Origin of the sequence: Tabrizicola oligotrophica (assembly GCF_011008935.1) — a bacterium.
Taxonomy (GTDB): Bacteria; Pseudomonadota; Alphaproteobacteria; order Rhodobacterales; family Rhodobacteraceae; genus Tabrizicola_A; species Tabrizicola_A oligotrophica.
Window position 1 is genome coordinate 97,905 of the sequence record NZ_JAAIVJ010000008.1, and the last position, 17,588, is coordinate 115,492.

The 17,588-nt window shown below is 66.7% G+C and carries 19 protein-coding genes and 1 other RNA gene; 11 read left to right on the forward strand and 9 right to left on the reverse strand.

What is annotated here, in order from left to right:
- Nucleotides 1-39: 39 nt before the first annotated feature.
- The 6 genes from G4Z14_RS13650 to G4Z14_RS13675 form a co-directional block, all read right to left on the reverse strand.
- Nucleotides 40-705 (reverse strand): NUDIX domain-containing protein, encoded by a 666-nt coding sequence (locus G4Z14_RS13650; RefSeq protein ID WP_164626653.1) that lies wholly within the window; start codon nt 703-705, stop codon nt 40-42.
- A gap of 22 nt (nt 706-727) precedes the next feature.
- A complete protein-coding gene (locus tag G4Z14_RS13655; RefSeq protein ID WP_164626655.1) occupies nt 728-1,681 on the reverse strand; it encodes a methyltransferase domain-containing protein in 954 nt (317 codons plus the stop codon).
- Between the two features lie 86 nt (nt 1,682-1,767).
- Entirely contained in the window at nt 1,768-2,208 is a 441-nt protein-coding gene (locus tag G4Z14_RS13660) for a TrgA family protein (protein ID WP_164626657.1), read from the reverse strand.
- An 18-nt stretch (nt 2,209-2,226) separates the two neighbouring features.
- The gene (locus G4Z14_RS13665; RefSeq protein ID WP_164626658.1) at nt 2,227-3,435 is read right to left on the reverse strand and encodes an SAM-dependent methyltransferase; all 1,209 of its coding nucleotides are present in this window, start codon (nt 3,433-3,435) and stop codon (nt 2,227-2,229) included.
- 57 nt (nt 3,436-3,492) lie between these two features.
- Complete coding sequence (locus G4Z14_RS13670; RefSeq protein ID WP_164626660.1) at nt 3,493-4,908, reverse strand: cryptochrome/photolyase family protein; 1,416 nt, start codon at nt 4,906-4,908, stop codon at nt 3,493-3,495.
- A gap of 166 nt (nt 4,909-5,074) precedes the next feature.
- A complete protein-coding gene (locus G4Z14_RS13675) occupies nt 5,075-6,307 on the reverse strand; it encodes an aminotransferase class V-fold PLP-dependent enzyme (protein WP_164626662.1) in 1,233 nt (410 codons plus the stop codon).
- Between the two features lie 349 nt (nt 6,308-6,656).
- On the opposite strand from G4Z14_RS13675, the gene G4Z14_RS13680 reads away from it, so the two are divergent.
- The 10 genes from G4Z14_RS13680 to G4Z14_RS13725 all read left to right on the forward strand — a co-directional run bounded on the left by G4Z14_RS13680 (nt 6,657) and on the right by G4Z14_RS13725 (nt 13,750).
- A complete protein-coding gene (locus G4Z14_RS13680; RefSeq protein WP_164626664.1) occupies nt 6,657-7,709 on the forward strand; it encodes an ABC transporter substrate-binding protein in 1,053 nt (350 codons plus the stop codon).
- Nucleotides 7,710-7,804: 95 nt separating this feature from the next.
- Nucleotides 7,805-8,158: a transfer-messenger RNA gene (gene ssrA, locus G4Z14_RS13685) on the forward strand.
- 298 nt (nt 8,159-8,456) lie between these two features.
- Complete coding sequence (locus G4Z14_RS13690; protein WP_164626666.1) at nt 8,457-9,248, forward strand: chromate resistance protein ChrB domain-containing protein; 792 nt, start codon at nt 8,457-8,459, stop codon at nt 9,246-9,248.
- Nucleotides 9,245-10,498, forward strand: a complete 1,254-nt coding sequence (chrA, locus tag G4Z14_RS13695; RefSeq protein WP_164626667.1) for a chromate efflux transporter — start codon at nt 9,245-9,247, stop codon at nt 10,496-10,498. Before G4Z14_RS13690 ends, chrA begins: the two co-directional genes overlap by 4 nt.
- A gap of 64 nt (nt 10,499-10,562) precedes the next feature.
- Nucleotides 10,563-11,018: an SspB family protein gene (locus G4Z14_RS13700; RefSeq protein WP_164626669.1), complete on the forward strand. Its 456-nt coding sequence runs from the start codon at nt 10,563-10,565 to the stop codon at nt 11,016-11,018.
- Nucleotides 11,019-11,034: 16 nt separating this feature from the next.
- A complete protein-coding gene (locus G4Z14_RS13705) occupies nt 11,035-11,616 on the forward strand; it encodes a class I SAM-dependent methyltransferase (RefSeq protein ID WP_164626671.1) in 582 nt (193 codons plus the stop codon).
- Nucleotides 11,617-11,697: 81 nt separating this feature from the next.
- On the forward strand, nt 11,698-13,092 hold the full coding sequence (fumC, locus tag G4Z14_RS13710) for a class II fumarate hydratase (RefSeq protein ID WP_164626673.1): 1,395 nt from the start codon (nt 11,698-11,700) through the stop codon (nt 13,090-13,092).
- A gap of 3 nt (nt 13,093-13,095) precedes the next feature.
- Nucleotides 13,096-13,269, forward strand: coding sequence for a DUF4169 family protein (locus tag G4Z14_RS13715; RefSeq protein WP_164626674.1), 174 nt, complete (start codon nt 13,096-13,098; stop codon nt 13,267-13,269).
- Nucleotides 13,266-13,484, forward strand: a complete 219-nt coding sequence (locus G4Z14_RS13720; RefSeq protein ID WP_164626676.1) for a ribbon-helix-helix domain-containing protein — start codon at nt 13,266-13,268, stop codon at nt 13,482-13,484. Before G4Z14_RS13715 ends, G4Z14_RS13720 begins: the two co-directional genes overlap by 4 nt.
- A gap of 35 nt (nt 13,485-13,519) precedes the next feature.
- The gene (locus G4Z14_RS13725; protein ID WP_164626678.1) at nt 13,520-13,750 is read left to right on the forward strand and encodes an N-(5'-phosphoribosyl)anthranilate isomerase; all 231 of its coding nucleotides are present in this window, start codon (nt 13,520-13,522) and stop codon (nt 13,748-13,750) included.
- Between the two features lie 80 nt (nt 13,751-13,830).
- Here G4Z14_RS13725 and G4Z14_RS13730 read toward each other — a convergent pair whose 3' ends face one another.
- Genes G4Z14_RS13730 through G4Z14_RS13740 form a run of 3 tightly spaced genes read right to left on the reverse strand, consistent with a single transcriptional unit; the run spans nt 13,831 to nt 17,213 of the window.
- Nucleotides 13,831-15,174: a cytochrome P450 gene (locus G4Z14_RS13730; RefSeq protein ID WP_164626680.1), complete on the reverse strand. Its 1,344-nt coding sequence runs from the start codon at nt 15,172-15,174 to the stop codon at nt 13,831-13,833.
- Entirely contained in the window at nt 15,171-16,385 is a 1,215-nt protein-coding gene (locus tag G4Z14_RS13735) for a hypothetical protein (protein WP_164626682.1), read from the reverse strand. The genes G4Z14_RS13730 and G4Z14_RS13735 overlap by 4 nt, the downstream gene beginning before the upstream one ends.
- Nucleotides 16,386-16,445: 60 nt before the next feature.
- The gene (locus G4Z14_RS13740) at nt 16,446-17,213 is read right to left on the reverse strand and encodes a cytochrome c biogenesis CcdA family protein (protein ID WP_164626684.1); all 768 of its coding nucleotides are present in this window, start codon (nt 17,211-17,213) and stop codon (nt 16,446-16,448) included.
- A gap of 145 nt (nt 17,214-17,358) precedes the next feature.
- On the opposite strand from G4Z14_RS13740, the gene G4Z14_RS13745 reads away from it, so the two are divergent.
- The gene (locus G4Z14_RS13745; RefSeq protein ID WP_164626686.1) at nt 17,359-17,586 is read left to right on the forward strand and encodes a sulfurtransferase TusA family protein; all 228 of its coding nucleotides are present in this window, start codon (nt 17,359-17,361) and stop codon (nt 17,584-17,586) included.
- Nucleotides 17,587-17,588: the final 2 nt, after the last annotated feature.

The window sequence follows — 17,588 nt, forward strand, 5'->3', positions numbered from 1 at the left end:
CGCCGCTCGGGGCAAGCGTTGCAAGGGTACAGATGGGCCTCAGCCGCGCAAGCCGGGCCTTTCGCGCGCCAGCCACAGCGCCGAAAGCAGCAAGGGCGCATTGGCGATCTCGCCCGAGGTGCAAAGCGCCATCAGCCGGTCAAAGGACAGCAGATGCGCCCGGATATCCTCGGCCTCGGTCGCAAGGCCGAAATGGCCGGCGGCGCTGTCGGGCAGATCGACAAGGGCAAGGTAGGACCAGAGATATTCCGTCATTGCGCCGGGGCTGGGATAATAGCCGGCAATCGGCAAGAGCCGGTCCAGCAGCAGCCCCGCCTCTTCCTGCGCCTCGCGCAGCACGGCGGCCTCGGGCGTTTCGCCGGCGTCGATCCGCCCGGCGATGGCCTCCAGCTGCCAGGGGTTGGCGTCGCCGTGCACATGCGGGCCAAAGCGGAACTGCTCGACCAGAAGCACCCGGTCACGGGCGGCGTCATAGGGCAGGACTGTGACCGCATCGCCCGAAACAAAGGCGGCGCGGTGGACCGGGGCGCTCATGGCGCCGTCAAAGCGGCGAAAGCGCAGATCCTGTTCTTCAAGGGCAAAGAACTGGCTGTAGGGTTCCGACCGACGTTCGACCGTCACATCCTGCGGCAGGGCTCGGCGACGCACCTCTGCCGGCGTGGTCGCCGCCGCGCGGATGCGGTGCGCAGTGTCGTCAGATCTCATCGCTTCCCCCTCGCCCGGCGTTTCAGGCGGCAGGTTTGGTGGCGCTGATGCGCTGATAGCACAGCGCCGCCTCGCGGTTGCGCTTGGGCAGGCGATAGACCAGTGGGCCGAGCAGCGCCGAAATGCCGTTGCGCGCCATGTATTGCGGCATTGCCTTCAGCGCGAGGCGCTTCTTCCAGTCGCCCAGCGCGCCCAGCCCCATGCCTTGCAACCGGCGCAGGCCCGGCTGCACGGCGCGCGACAGGTCGCGGGTTTCGTCAACGGCCAACCCTGCGCGCTGCAGCGCCGCCTCCCAGGCCCCGGCGCGGATAAAGCCGCGCGTCACCACCATCGAGGTTTCGTAAAGCCGCGTCGCCATGGAAAGATCGGGCGGCAGGCTGTCGGCATCTTGCCAGGAATGAACGTCGAACATCACGAACCGCCCGCCCGGCCGCAGGGCGGCGGCGATGGCGCGCGCCACGGCGTCAATATCCTTGGCATAGCACAGCGTCTCGACGGCGAAGATCACATCCATGTCGCGGAAACGATCGGGCAGCGGCTCGTAGCTGGCCTGATCATAGCTCAGGTTCGACGCCCCTGCCTCGCGGGCCAGCTCGCGCGCCTTGACCAGATGATCCTCCAGCAGGTCGGTTCCGATGCAGGTCGCCTCGGGCAGGCGCTGGGCGACGATCAGGCTGTTGAAGCCCTTGCCGCAGCCCAGTTCCAGCACCCGGCTGCCGCCGATCTCGGTCATTTCCTTGACGATCGAGCGCGGCTGGCGGCGATAGCCGTCGAACGAGAACTCGCCGTCCGGGTTCAGCGCCAGATGCATGCAGCCGGCTTTGGAATGCGCCGCCTCATAGGCCGGACCGGACTGGGCGTAATATTCCTTGATGAGGTCACGGCCCTTGTCCGCCAGAACCCGGTCGATGCCAAAGGTCTTGTCGACAAGCTCAAGCAATCCCTTGAGATCGTCTTTCAGCTCTGCATCCGCCATGGTGTCCTCGCGCCGGTTTACGGCGCCGGACCCTAAACGCGGGGCCGGCCCCGCACAAGCCCCGGAACCGTCCGGGCCGGGCTGCGTCAGCTCCAGCGGCGGCTGGCGGCCTCGGTCAGCATGCCGCCCAGCACCCCGCCGGCGGCAAGCGCCACCGGCGTTGCCGGGCTTTTCAGCAACATGCCGAATTCCAGCATCATCTCGAAAATCCCCAGCACCGCCTCCATCGGACCGTCATACATCATGCGGGTGGATTTGCGGATCATGAAGTAGATCGAGAACACCAGCAGGCACCAGAACAGGATCGACACCGAAGTCACCAGCCCGCGGTTGATCGCCTCGACCATGCCGCGCCCGGTCATGCGCCCCATGATGAGCCAGCCACAGAGAAACCCGATGGCAGCCGAGATTTCGCGGAACAGCTTGACCTGAGTGCCTTCGGGCAACGCCGGGATGAAAAGATGCGCGGCGATGGCCGCGACAAGCGCAAAGATCACGGCGGCGGTCAGCTTGGGGGCGGTGGGCATGCGGTCCTCGGGGTCAGGTCAGGGCCGCTTCACGGTCACCTGCGTCACGTCGCAGTTTCCCCCCTGAAACGCGCCCGCACAAGAGGTCAGATACAAATTCCACATCCGCCGGAACCGGTCGTCGAACCCCATGGCCTGCGCCTCGGCCCAGCGGGCGTTGAACACCTCATACCAGCGCCGCAAGGTCTGGCTGTAGCTCTGGCCGAACTCCACCGAATTCTGGAACACCAGCCCCGCCCGCGCGATCTCAGCCCTGAGCACCGAGGGCGAGGGCAACATGCCGCCGGGGAAGATGTATTTCTGGATGAAATCGACGCCGCGGCGGTAAAGCTGGAAGCGGTCATCGCCGATGGTGATGATCTGCAAGGTCGCCTGCCGCCCCGGCTTCAACCGCTCGCGCAGGGTGGCGAAATAGGCCGGCCAGTATTTCTCGCCCACCGCCTCGAACATCTCGATGCTGGCGATGCCGTCATAGCTGCCGGTTTCATCCCGGTAATCCTGCAGGCGGATCTCGACCCGGTCCGCAAGCCCTGCCCGCGCGATGCGGGCCACGGCGAAATCGTATTGCGCCTGCGAGATGGTCAGGCAGGTCACCTTCAACCCGCGCTTTGCCGCTGCATATTCGGCAAACCCGCCCCAGCCGCAGCCGATCTCCAGCACGTGATCGCCGGGTTTCGCGCCGATCCGGTCCACCATGCTGGCATATTTCTGCTCCTGCGCCGCCTCGAGGCTTTCCTGCCCCGAGCGGAACAGCGCCGAGGAATAGGTCATGCTGTCATCCAGCCAGAGCCGGTAGAAGTCATTGCCCAGATCGTAATGCGCCGCGATGTTGCGCCGGGCCTGTCGCCTGGAATTGCCATGCAGCCGGAAGCGCAACCGCTCATAGAGACGCACCAGCACCATGCCGGGAAAGCCGTCCAGCACCTCGTTGTTGCCGGCCTGCATCAGATCCATCACTGCCAGCAGATCGGGCGTAGTCCAGCTGCCATCCAGATAGGCCTCGCAGAACCCCAGATCGCCCTCGCGGATCAGCCGGGCAAAGACATCCCCGTCGCGGACATGGATTTCCGCCGCCGGGCCGGGGCCCTGCCCCTCGGCCCGAAACCGCCGCCCGTCCGGCAGGACGAAATCCAGCCGGCCATTCCGCAATCTCCGGGCCATGTCGAACGCCGCCGCGAAATAGCGCGGCAGGCCGGGCTGGCCCGCTACCGACGCCAGGACCTCCATAGAAACTCCCCCCAAGGGTTTCCGATGCGGAAAGTTTTCCAGAACATGGCGCTTCACTCAAGCTTTTCCTTGCGCCAGCGCCGCCAAAGCGCGCGCGCGCCCCTCTGTCAGGTCGATCAGCGGCATCGGATAGGGGCGCCCCGGCTCCAGCGCCCAGGATTTCGGCACCGCCGCATGATAGCTCAACGCCTCTGCCCCCGGACTGCGGCCAAGTTCGGCCAGCCAGCGGCGGCAGTACGTCTGGTCGGCGTCGAACTTCCCGGCCTGACCGGCAGGGTTGAAGATGCGGAAATAAGGTGCGGCATCGGGGCCGCAGCCGGCCACCCATTGCCAGCCCATCGCATTCGCCGCCGGGTCCCAGTCGGTCAGGCATTCGGCAAACCAGCGCAGGCCAACGCGCCAGTCGGTCAGCAGATGCTTGGTCAGATAGCTTGCCACGATCATCCGGGCGCGGTTGTGCATCCGGCCCGTCACATACATCTCGCGCAGGCCGGCATCGACCAGCGGCTCGCCGGTCAGGCCGCGCCGCCAGACCTCGGCGTCCGGATTGTCGGCCCGCCACGGGAAGGCCTGCCAGTCGGCCTTCCAGCTCGCCCGGTCCATCTGCGGAAAGTGGTAGTAGAGATGCCAGGCGAATTCGCGCCAGACCAGCTCCTTCAGGAAGGTCTCGGCCCCGGCATTGCCCTCGGCCATCGCCCGCCAGCCCCGATGCCAGATCGCGCGCGGCCCGATCTCGCCCCAGGCGAGGTTTTCCGACAGCCCGCTGGTCGCGCCGCTCAGCCCCGGAAAATCCCGGTCGGCGGCATAGGCCGCCAGCGGCCCGGCGGCAAACTCCTCCAGCCGGGCCAGGGCGCGGGCCTCCCCCACCCGCTGATGCGCCGCCACAACCGCCGCGCCGCGCCGCATCGCAGCCGCCATCTGCCAGTCCTCCAGTCGCTCCGAGCGCGGCCAAAGCCCCGGCCCCGGCAAGGCGCCGGGCGCAGGCTGAGCCGCAGGCACCGGACGGCCCCGCACCGCCTTCCAGAACGGGGTGAACACCCGGTAGGGCCCGCCCTGCCCGGTCTCCACCTCCCACGGCTCGAAGATCAGCGCGCCGGGGTGACTTGTCGCGCCAAGCCCGCGCGCCTTCAGCGCCGCCTTCACAGCCTGATCGCGGCTGCGCGCGGGCGCATCATACATCCGGCTCCACAGCACCCCCACCGCCCCGGTCTCGGCGACCAGCGCCTCCAGCACCGCCAGCGCCGGCCCGCGCCGCAGGATCAGCCGGCTGCCAAGGGCCGCAAGCGTCGCCGCGAACTGGTCGACTGCAAGCCCCAGCCGGAACTTCGCCGCCGCGCCCATGGCCTCCGTCTCGGGGTCCAGAATGAAAACCGGGATCAGCGGCCGCCCCGTGGCCCGTGCCGCCGCCAGCATAGGATGATCGCCCAGCCGCAGGTCGCGGCGGAACCACAGGATCAACGGCGCCTCAGACATCCAAAGCTCCCCTTTCAAGGCATACGCAGCCCAACCGCCTCCGGTTCATCACCTGTTGCAAGATATCCCCGGGGGCGCGCAGCGGGGGGCGGCGCCCCCCTCCCGGAGCCGGTTGGCCGCAGGCCAGAGGCGACGACCAACCCTGCGCGGCACGCGCGCCTTTGTCTTACAACACCCGGTCCAACGCCGCGATCAGCCGGCTGACCTCCTCGGCGCTGGTGTAATGCGTGGCCGACATCCGCAGCACCCCCTTCTGCCGGTCGATGCCCAGCGCCGCCAGGGGCCGCACGGCATAGAAATCGCCGGCCCAGCAGGCAATGCCGTTGCGACCCAGCGCCTCCGACACCGGCTCGGCGGCGCAGTCCAGGTCCACCGCCACTGTCGGCGCGCGCCGCGCGGCGTCGCGCGGGCCGATCAGTCGGACATCGTTGCGCGCCGCCAGATAGTCGAGCAAGGGCGCGATCACCGCCACCTCCTGCGCCCGCATCAGGTCATGCACGCCCCTGTTGCGGGCCAGCGCATCGCCGGTCACCCCATGCGCCGCCGCCAGCGCATCGACATAATCGGCCATCCCGGCGCAGGCCGCGATCTGGGCATGGTCCGGGCCGGCCGGGGTGTGGCGCTTGTAGAGCGTGCCGTGGTTGAAGAAATGCGCCTGCCCCGGCAGGTCCATGCCGAAGCCCTCGCGCAGCACCATGATGCCCTGATGCGGGCCATAGGTCTTGTAGGCGGAAAACAGGTAGGCATCGCAGCCAAGGCTGGGCACATCGGGGAAACCGTGCGGCGCATAGCTCACCCCGTCGACCACCGTCCGCGCCCCCGCCTCGCGCGCCATGGCGCAGATTGCGGCGACGTCGTTGATCTCGGCAATCACATTCGAGCAATGCGGGAACGCGACCAGCCGCACCCGGCCATCGGCCAGAAGTTTGCGCAGCGCCTCGGGGTCAAGGCTGCCGGTCGCCGGATCAAGCTGCCACTCGCGCACCTCAATGCCTTCATCGGCCAGACGCCGCCAGACGCCGGAATTGGCCTCATGGTCCTGATTGGTCACGACAATGGCCGCATTCGTCCCGCGCAGCCATTGCCGCACCGCCTGCGCCAGCACATAGGTATTGGCAGACGTCGAGGGGCCAAAGCTGACCTCCTCGCGCGCGACGCCCATCATCGCCGCCAGCCGTGTGCGCGCCTCGTCCATCTCGGCCCCGCCCGCCTGCGCGCCCGGATAGGGCCCATAGGGTTGCACCTTGCGGTCAAGGTAGAAGCGGTGCAGCCGGTCCACCACCTGCCGGCAGGGATAGGAACCGCCGGCATTTTCAAAGAAGGCATGGCTCGAGAGCACGGGCGAGGCAAAGGCCGGAAACTGGGCGCGCACGAAATCGAGGTCGAGAAGTTGGGTCATCTGGGAATCCTGTGTGTTGTCGGGCTTGGGACGGGCACGCGGGCGCACCCGTGGCAGGTCTTCCCGCCAAGCCTCCACGGCCCGTTCGGGGCCACAGGGCAGACCCCGCCCCCGAAGCCGGCGGCAGGCATCGCCAAAATGCTAAGCGGCGGCGCGGGGAAGGTAAAGCCCCGTCGGAAAGGCAAATCCGCCGACCGCCTGCCGTTTGCTTTGGCCGCGCCTGCGCCCAAGCCGCGCAGCTGCGCGTAGGGGCTTGATCGCGGCCGGGCCAGCCGATAGCGTCATGGCCACCGCTCACGGCAGGAATATGATCAAATCACATGCCGGGCCCCAACAGCAGAGGTTTTCCATGAAAAAACTGTCCCTTCTTCTTGCCAGCACCGCAACGGCGCTGACCTTCTCCACCGCCGCGCGCGCCGCTGACGCGGAGCTCACGGTGTTTGACTGGGCAGGTTTCGAAGACCAGTCGCTGATCGAGGGCTATGTGGCCAAGCATGGGCAGCTGCCGACCTATGCCTTCTTCGCCGACGATGACGAGGCGTTCCAGAAGATGTCCTCGGGCTTCAAGGCCGACGTGGCGCACCCCTGCTCACAGATGGTGTCCAAGTATCGCGAGGCCGACCTGATCGAGCCTTGGGATGTCAGCCGCATTCCGGAATACGGCAACATCGCGCCGCGTTTCAAGGATTCCAAGATTTTCGCCGATGATGGCGGCGTCTGGTTCATCCCGACCGACTATGCCTACACCGCCGTCGCCTGGAACACCAAGGACGTGCCCGAGGCCGATGTCGCCAGCCTGAACGTCTTCAAGGACCCGAAATACGCCGGCCGCATCTCGCTGCCCGACAACACCGATGACGTGTGGTCGCTGGCGCTGCTGGCAACCGGCGTGACCAACTGGACCGAAGTCACCGACGAACAGTTTGCCGCCGCCGCCGCCTGGCTGCGCGAAGTGCATCCGAACGTCCGCGCCTATTGGTCGGACCCCTCGGAGCTGTCGCAGCTGATGGCCTCGGGCGAAGTGCTGGTGGCCTGGTCGTGGAACGATTCGATTGCGCTGATGCGCGAGGAGAACTTCCCCGTCGGCTTCCAGCGCACGGCGGCGGAAGGCGCCTCGTCGTGGTTCTGCGGCTATGTCAACTTCAAGGACGCGCCCGGCAACGAAGACAAGGCCTATGACTTCATCAACGCCTGGCTTGACCATGGCTCGGCCAAGGGGCTTCTGGCCAACTTCGGCTATGCCCATTCGAACGACGCCGCCATGGCCGCCATTCCGGCCGAAGAGCTGGTTGCGGCCGACGTGAACCCGATCGACGGCACGCTTCTGGCCCAGACGCCGATCGACCACGCCATGCGCGAGCGCATGCTGGAAGAGTTCGAGCTGATCAAGACCGGCTTCTGATCCGGCCTTCTTCATGACCGAAACGCCCGGGCCACCCGCCCGGGCGTTTTCTTTTTGCCCAGCCGCCGCGCTTCGCGCCCGCCCCGGGAAAAGCCGATCTTGCGCCGCAGCCGCCCCGCGCCTATATCTGGCCTTGTCCGGGGCAACCCGGACTATGGCGATAAACGCACCTGTAATAAACGGCTCGGACCCGGGGGCGGTACCCGGCGGCTCCACCAATCCACGCGGCGTTGCGCGGGCATGGGGCCGAAACAGGATCGACGGACGTCTAAAGAGGCCAGCTTTCGCTCGGTAGGTACCACCGTTATCGGACCACAAGTACAGTTGCCAACGACAACCGTGCTCCGATGGCTCTGGCTGCGTAAGCGGTCCGAACATCGAAACCTAAGCCCTTCCGCTTAGCCGCGTAAGGCGGGGCCCGCCGGAGCCTGGCAACAGAATCCGGCACCTTTCCCGACATTGGCCAAGGCTCCGGCAATCAGACTGGCTGCGGAGCCTGGCAACAGAATCCGGCACCTTTTCCGACATTGGCCAGGGCTCCGGCAATCAGACCGGCGGCGGAGCCTGGCAACAGAATCCGGCACTTTTCCAGATAGCTTTCTGATTTCAGCCGCTTAACCTGCCCGCGCCGCAAGATCGCTTGACCGGTGGCAAGCCTGACGCTAATTCATGGATCGTGGGGCCAAGCGAGCGCCTCGTGAGGCGTCAGGCCAAAGCGTCGCATCCCCTCTTCTGATCGGATGCCCCATGCCCAGACCGAGCGTGATTTCCCCTGCACAACTGCTGCGCCTGATCGGCACGCCCGACGCGCCCCTGCTGCTGGATGTGCGCCTGCCCGAAGACCTGGCGGCCGACCCCTTCCTCGTTCCGGCCGCCCGGCCTGTCCCCTATGGCGAAGCCGGCGCGGTGCGGGCCGACCGCCCGGTCGTCGTCATCTGCAATCGGGGGCGGAAGCTGTCCGAAGGCGTCGCCGCCCTGATCCGCGCCAATGGCGGGCAGGCCGAAATTCTGGAAGGCGGGCAGGTGGCCTGGCGCGAGGCGGGGCTGCCGGTCGTGCCAATGGCGCTGGTCGCCGGCACCGCGCTGTGGGTGACGCGGCACCGGCCCAAGATCGACCGGATCGCCTGCCCCTGGCTGATCCGCCGCTTCCTCAACCCCGCCGCGCGCTTCCTGTTCGTCGCTCCGTCCGAAGTCACCGCCGTCGCCGAGCGCTTCGGCGCCACGCCCTTCGATATTGAAGGCGTGACGTTCAGCCATCGCGGCGAGCAGTGCAGCTTTGACGCCCTGATCGCCGATTTCGGCCTGTCGACGCCAGCGCTGGAGCGGCTGGCAACGGTGGTGCGCGGCGCCGACACCGACCGCCACGACCTTGCGCCACAGGCGGCCGGGTTGCTGGCGCTGTCCGTCGGCCTGTCGCGGCAATACCGCGATGACCTTGAACAGCTGGAGGCGGCGATGCCGCTTTACGACGCCTTGTATCGCTGGGCGCGCGACGGGTTTGACGAAGGCCATGACTGGCCGGCGGGGCGCGCGCAATGACGCCCTCGCTCGCTGATCTCACCCGCGCCTTCGCCCGCATCGGGGTTTTGTCCTTTGGCGGTCCGGCGGCGCAGATCGCGCTGATGCACCGCGAGATCGTCGATGAGCATGGCTGGGTCGAGGAGAAGGATTACCTCTCGGCGCTGTCCTTCTGCATGCTGCTGCCCGGCCCCGAGGCGATGCAGCTGGCGACCTGGATCGGCTGGCGCACCCATGGCACGCTGGGCGGGCTGATCGCGGGCGGGCTGTTCGTGCTGCCCGGGGCCTGCGTGGTGCTGGCGCTGTCGGCAATCTATGCCGCCTTTGGCGGCGTGCCACTGGTTGCAGCCGCGTTTCAGGGCATTCAGGCCGCCGTCGTCGCCATCGTGATCGAAGCCCTGCTGCGGGTGTCGCGCCGCGCCCTGAAGGGCCGGACCGAGCGGATGATCGCGCTGGCGGCCTTCCTTGGCCTTTTCGCCCTTGCCCTGCCCTTCCCGGTGGTCATTCTGGCCGCCGGTCTGGCCGGTGCGGCGTGGCTGGCCAAGGGCACCGCCCCGCTTTCCCCTGCCCCGCATGCCCGACGGGACCACAGCCTGCGCACGGCGCTGATCTGGTCCGCCGTCTGGCTTGGCCCGCTTGCCGCGCTCTGGCTGATCGAGGCCGGACTGCTGGCGCAGATCGGGCTTTATTTCTCGAAACTCGCGCTGCTGACCTTTGGCGGTGCCTATGCGGTTCTGGCCTGGATGGTGCAGGAGGTGGTACAGGTGCAGGGCTGGCTCAGCACCGCCGAGATGATGGACGGGCTGGGACTGGCCGAAACCACGCCGGGGCCGCTGATCCTGGTGACCGAGTTCGTCGGTTTCATGGCGGGCTGGCACGCCGGGGGCTGGGCCATGGCGCTGGCGGGGGCGGCGGTCGCGCTGTGGATGACCTTTGCCCCCTGTTTCCTGTGGATCTTCCTCGGTGCCCCGCATATCGCGCGGCTGACCGCGCAGCCCCGCCTTGCCGGGGCGCTGGCGGGCATCATGGCCGCCGTCGTCGGCGTCATCGCCAATCTGTCGCTGTGGTTTGCCCTGCATGTGATTTTCGGCACCGTCACCGCGCTTGATCTCGGCCCGCTCCGCCTCAGCCTGCCGGACCCGACCAGCCTCAAGCCCGTGGCGCTTGGCATTGCAGGCGTCGCGGCCTGGCTTTTGCTGCGCCGCCACTGGCCGCTGCCTGCGGTTCTGGCCACGGCTGCGCTTGCCTCAACTCTTGCAACCCTGATCTGACCCGGCCCCTTCCCTTCACGAACGAATCCCCTATGCTGGCCGCAGCGCAGCGAATGGAGCAGGCATGGCGAGATCCATTGATTACGGCAATCTGATGCATCGGGCGATGCGGGGCCTGATCCAGACCGTTCTCAGGGATGTGGCCGCCCATGGCCTGCCGGGCGCGCATCATTTCTTCATCACCTTCGACACCACCGTCGAAGGCGTCGAGATCGCCGACTGGTTGCGCGCGCGCTATCCGGCGGAAATGACCATCGTCATCCAGCACTGGTTCGAAAACCTCACCGTTACCGAGGACGGCTTCTCGATCACGCTGAACTTCGGCAACAGCCCGGAACCGCTCATCATTCCCTTTGACGCGGTGCGCACCTTCGTCGACCCCTCGGTCGAATTCGGCCTCAGGTTCGAAACCCATGACGAGGACGAGGACGAAGACGAGGAGGACGACCCCGAGGACGATCCCGAGCCGCCGCAGCACGATGCGCAGGTCGTCAGCCTCGACAAGTTCCGCAAGCATTAGGCGGATGGGCGACAGCATGAGTTCGGAAACCACGCTCTTTCTTCGGCAGCTAATCAGCAACCCGCGGCAGGTTTCGGCGATCTCGCCGTCCTCGCCCTGGCTGGCCCGCGGCATGACCGCAGGCCTTCACCCCGCGATGGGCAAGGTGGTGGAGTTCGGCCCCGGCACCGGGCGGCTGACCGAGGCCATTCTGGCGCGCGGTGTCGCGCCGCATGATCTGGTGCTTTTCGAGATGAACGGCGATTTCGTGCGGCACCTGCGCGCCCGCTTTCCCGGCGTCACCGTGCATCACGGCCCCGCACAGGATGCCCCGAAACTGCTTGGCACGCACCGGGTGGGCAAGGTCATCTCGGGCCTGCCGCTGTTGTCGATGCCGCCCGCCCTGCGGGAAGCCATCGTTGCCGCCGCCTTCGGCACTCTGGCTCCCGGTGGGGCCATGGTGCAGTTCACCTATGGCGCGCAGCCGCCGTTGCCGCCGGAAAGCCTTGAACGGCTGGGCCTCGCGGTCGCGACCGGGCCGCGGATCTGGCGCAACATCCCGCCAGCCCGGATCTTCCGCTTTTACCGCCAATCGGAAGCTTCGTCCGCGACGCATTGAAATCGGTATGCGACGGTATGCCGATTGAAATTTCCCGACGCTGCCCCTATGAGGCTTGCAACACATCAGGAGGCAAGACCCATGTCCGCGACCCGCACCGAAACCGACAGCTTTGGCCCGCTGGAGGTTCCGTCCGACAAGTATTGGGGCGCACAGACCCAGCGCTCGATCATCAACTTCCCCATCGGCTGGGAACGCCAGCCGGTCGCGATCATCCGCGCGCTTGGCGTCATCAAGAAGGCCTGCGCGCTGGTCAACATCGCACAGGGGGATCTGGATGCCGATCTGGGCAAGACCATCGCCGCGGCGGCGCAAGAGGTGATCGCGGGCAAGTTCGACGACAACTTTCCGCTGGTCGTCTGGCAGACCGGCTCGGGCACCCAGTCGAACATGAACGCCAACGAGGTGATCTCGAACCGCGCCATCGAAATGCTGGGCGGAGTGAAGGGCTCGAAAAAGCCGGTGCATCCGAATGACCATGTGAACATGGGCCAGTCGTCGAACGACACTTTCCCGACCGCGATGCATGTGGCCATCGGCATGATGGCGCGCGATGTGCTGTTGCCGGGGCTGGAAAAGCTGCACAAGGCGCTGGCGGCGAAATCGGCCGAGTTCAAGGACATCATCAAGATCGGCCGGACGCATACCCAGGATGCCACGCCCCTGACCCTGGGGCAGGAATTCGGCGGCTATGCCAAGCAGGTGGAGCGCGGGATCGAACGGGTCAGGATGTGCCTGCCGCATATCTACGAACTGGCGCAGGGCGGCACCGCCGTCGGCACCGGGCTGAACACCAAGGTCGGCTTTGACGGCCGCGTTGCGGCGCAGATTGCCGAGATCACCGGCCTGCCCTTCGTCACCGCCCCGAACAAGTTCGAAGCCTTGGCCGCGCATGACGCCATGGTCATGTTCTCGGGCGCGCTGAAGACCGTCGCCGCCAGCCTGTTCAAGATCGCCAATGACCTGCGGCTGCTGGGCTCTGGCCCGCGCTCGGGGCTGGGCGAGCTGATCCTGCCGGAAAACGAGCCCGGCTCGTCGATCATGCCGGGCAAGGTGAACCCTACCCAGGCCGAGGCGCTGACCATGGTCTGCGCCCATGTCATGGGCAATGACGCGGCGGTGGGTTTTGCTGGGTCGCAGGGCCATTTCGAGCTGAACGTCTACAACCCGATGATGTCCTATAACGTGCTGCAATCCATGCAGCTTCTGGGCGATGCGGCGGGGTCGTTCACCGACAACATGGTGGTCGGCACGCAGGCCAACACCGCCCGCATTGAAAAGCTGATGAAGGAATCGCTGATGCTGGTGACGGCACTGGCGCCCACCATCGGTTATGACGCAGCGACCAAGGTGGCCAAGACCGCCCACAAGAACGGCACCACGCTGCGCGAAGAGGCGATTGCGCTGGGCTACGTCGATGGCGAAACCTTCGACCGCATCGTGCGGCCCGAGGACATGATCGGCCCGAAAGGCTGAGCGATGGCCGAAATCATCAACCTGCGCACGGCCCGCAAGGCCAGGGACCGGGATCGGACCCGCGCGCAGGGCGATGAGAACGCCGCGAAGTTCGGCCGGACCAAGGCCGAGAAAGACCTTGAAAAAGCGCGGGCCGAAAAGGCCCGCCGCGACCTTGACGGGCATGAACGCGAATGACCGGGCGGCCCGTCAAACACTCGCTGACCCTGAAGGGCCACCGCACCAGCGTCTCGCTGGAGGCGGAATTCTGGGAAGCGTTTCAAGGCTTTGCCCAGGCGCGCGGGGTGTCGGTGAATGAGCTTGCCGCCGAGGTGGACGCCGGGCGCATCGGCGATGCGGGGCTGGCTTCGGCCATCCGGGTTTGGGTGTTGCGGGCTTTAACGGCGCGTTAAGGGTGTTTTGGCATGCTTCCGGCAGGAGGAAAGCCATGACCAACCTTGTTCGCCCGCTCTCGCCCGAAGGCTGGATCAGACATCTTTTTGCGTCGCAAGCCGCCCTGGAAGGCGGCATTGTCCGGCGACAGGTGCGCGACGTAGAACGCTATTATGGCCGCCGCGCATTCCTTGAAGAAATGAAACGACGCGGCTTTCCGGTTGTCGAGAACGCAGGACAATTCGTGGTGTTCTGCAACAACGAACCCATCCGACGCTTGGCCTGACGGCAGCGATTTCTGCGCACAGAAATCATTTGCGGAGTTTGCGCGCAAACTCCGGCACCAGAGTTTGGTCCAAACTCTGGCTAGCGGCGGCCAAGGGTCAGCCAGATCCCGTCCTTCGCCCGCACTGTCAGATGCGCCACCGGTACCGGATCGCGGCCCGCAACCCGCTCAAATCGCCAATGTTTCGCCAGCATCGCCAGCAAAAGCGGCCCCTCCACCATGGCAAACCCCGCCCCGGTGCAAACGCGCGGCCCAGCCGAAAACGGCAGGTAGGCGTCCCGCATGCAGGCCCGGTTTTCCTCGGTCTGCCAGCGGTCGGGGTCGAAGGCGTCGGGGCTCGGCCAGATGCGCTCGTGGCGGTGCAAGTGCCAGGGCGAGAGCACCATCTGCGCCCCCGGTGCGATCTTGCGCCCGCGCATCTCTTCGGGGCAACCGTTTTCCCGCACCATCATCGGCACCGGCGGATAGAGCCGCAGCGCCTCGCGGAACACATCGCGGGTGAACTTCAGGCGGGACAGGGCGGCAAAATCGGGGGTGTCCGGCAGGCTTGCGGCCTCGGCGGCAACGCGGTCCTGCACATCGGGGTAAAGCGCCAGCAGGTAAAGCGCCCAGGCCAGGGCCGAGGCGCTGGTCTCATGCCCGGCAAGGAAGAAGATCGCCACCTGATCGACCATCTCGGCGGTGCTGAAGGTTTCGCCCGACACCGGGTCGCGCGTCGTCATGATCTTGGTGGCAAGATCGTCCGGGGCGGTTCCCGCCGCAATCTCGGCGGCGCGGGCTTCGCAGAGCCGGGTGATCAGAGTGCGGATCTGCGCGGCGGAACGACTGGTCGCGCGACGGTGAAAGCGCGGAAACCAGCGCGGCAGCGGCAGGAAGGCGGCGAGGTTCAGCAGCGGCTGGGTGCGCTGATAGGCACGGAATTCGTGGAACACCGCCGCGGCGACCTCAAGGTCGATCGGGATCGAGAACAGCGTGCGGAAGATCACATCCGCCGCGGCGTGGCTCATCGCCTCTTCCACCTCGATGTCGCCCGGCGCAAGCCGCGCCACCGCCCCCTGCCCGGCCGCCACCATGGCCGGAAAGGTATCGCGCAACCGCCCGCCTTCGAAGGCCGGGTCGATGATCCGGCGCTGGCGTTTCCAGGTCTCGCCATTGGTCACGAAAACCGAATTGCCAAGAAGCGGGTTCAACCCCTCGCGGATGCGGTTCGATTTCGGAAAATCGTCGGGGCGCTCCACCAGGATCCGGTTTACCAGGGCGGGATCGTTGCACAGGTAGCTGCGGAAGAAGGGGGTGCGGAACTCGGCCATCCAGGCGCGATAGAGCCGGGCCGGTTGCGAGGACAGGATGTCGCGCCGGAACAGCCGCAGATGCTGCCAGAGGCTGGCCTTGTCGCGGCGGGGGGGCGGTTTCGGAGGCGTCATGCCGTGGTTCTATAGCCTGACAACGCCGTCTCAATGCGACTTTTTGACGGCTGCCGTCCGCCATAGCGCGCCGCGAGCGTCTGCGGCCCCGCCGTGATGCGGAAATAGTCGTAATGGCCGGGCCGGTCGAAGGCGCAGAGATACTGGAAATGCAGCCGGAAGAAGCGCCAGCGCAGTTCGGCCCAACGCGCGGGCGACAGCGTCCTGGTGAACGCCGCCGTGACCACGAGCGGCCAGCGTTTGCCCGCCGGGGCCACCCCCGAGACCGACACCGGATCGCAGAGCGCGAAGGCGCAGCCATCGCCCGGAGCGGTGACGTCGACCCAGGACAGCTCTTCACGGGTGGACAGATAGGCCAGATCGGCGCGCAGCCGCCGCGCCTCGGGCAGGAAGGACACCATCGGCACCACCTGCCCCAGCGACAGAAAGGCCAGCGCCGGACGCCGGGCGGGAAGGCCGCCGCGCAGGAGATCCGACAGGATCGAAACCGCCAGATGCGCGCCCGACGAATGGCCGACCACCAGCACTTCGTCGAAATCCCCGGTCATCGCCTCGGCAATCGCGGCGCGGAAATCGGCCATGCGGGCCTCCAGCTCCGGCGGGTTCGCGCCCTTGGCCTGCGCCGAATAGGCGTAGTCGTGCATCAGGTAATAGGCGAAGATCTTGTTGTCCCAGCGTTTGAAGGTGTGGAGCAGCGCCAAGACCAGCGCCCCGCCCGCCCCCAGCCCCAGCGTCCAGTGGCTGAGATGGGCGACAAGCGCGCCCAGCCCCCAGCCCGCCAGAACCGCGACCAGAAGCTGCACGATCAGGAAGATGACCGGGTAAAGCGCCGCGATCATCGGCCCCTTGCGCAACCGCATCAACCGGAACAGTGCCCCCGAGCCGATATAGGCCCAGGCCGTGCGCAGCATCTGCAGATAGGTCCGGGCAATGCCCTGATCCATCGAGGCCTTGACGATATCGGCCCAGACCAGCACCTCGACATCCGCCTCGGTCCGACACCCGTCCATCTGCGAGGTGACGTGCCAGCCATAGGGGCCCTGCCCGGCTTTCGGTTTCAGCTCGATACCATAGCCGGAAATCCGCGCCTGATCGGCGCCCTCCTTGCGGTAAAGCTCGCGGTAGCGGCGGGGGTGAATCGGGTCATAGCCGGGGATGTAGAACACCCGGCGGCGGAACACCGCAGTTTGCGCTTGCTGCCCCTCACCCATTCCCGGCTCATCCCCCATGGCGACAGGCTGGCACGAAACCCTGGCGAAATTAAGGGGGTATCAGCCGAGGAGCGGCAGGCCGAGCGCTTCCAGCGCGTCAAGAAGCCAGCCCGAGAAGACCGAGAAGGTGCCGGTGAACAGCGTCACGCCAACCACAAGCAAAAGCAGCCCCATCGCGATCTCGATCTTGCGCATGTGCGGGCGCAGCCGTTTCATGATGCCCATGGCCTGCGCGATGAAGATGGCCGACAGCAGGAAGGGCAGACCGAGGCCCAAGGCATAGACCGCCATCAGGTAAAGCGTGCGGCTCAACTCGTTGCCCTGCATCGCCATAGTCAGGATGCCCGACAGGATCGGCCCGTTGCAGGGCGTCCAGCCAAAGGCGAAGGCCAGCCCCAACACATAGGCCCCAAGCGCCGAGCCGCCCTGGTCGCCCGCGTCAAGCCGCGCCTCGCGGTCGAGGATGCGGATGCGGAAAAGGCCAAGGAAATGCAGGCCAAAGACGATGACCACCGCGCCGGCGATGCGGTTGAAGGTTTCCAGGTTCGACAGGAAGAACCGGCCAAAGGCCGAGGCGGCAAAGCCAAGGAGCAGGAAGACCGTCGACAGGCCAAGGACGAAGAACAGCGCCGGCAGGATGACACGGCGGCGGGCGGAGGCGCGGCCGGCTTCAGCCGTCATCTCGCCCATGGAAATCCCGCCCATATAGGCAAGGTAGGGCGGCACCACCGGCAGCACGCAGGGCGACAGGAACGACAGCAGCCCCCCCGTGAAGGCAAGCACGCTGGCCAGGATCAGCCCTGCATCGAGGATGTCGAAACCGAACATGTCTGTCTCCTTACGCCCCCTGATAGCCGGAGCGCGTCGTCGCGTCACCCCGGCAGACTGTCACATCCCCGTCAAATCGCGCGATCCGGGGCTGGCGTCGGGGCCAGCGCCGGGGCTATCTGGGTCAAGGCAGGGGGCTGGGGCGATGAAGATCGACGTTGAACTGGATTGCGAGGGGCTCTTGTGCCCGCTGCCCGTCCTGCGCGCACGCAAGCGGTTGCTGGCGATGCGGCCCGGGCAGGTGCTGGCGGTGCGGGCCACCGATGGCATGGCCGCGATCGACCTGCCGCATTTCTGCGCCGCGGCGGGGCATGTGTTTCTGGAGGCGCGGCAAGAGGGGGCGGTCGGGGTCTACCTGATTCAGGCGGGCTGACC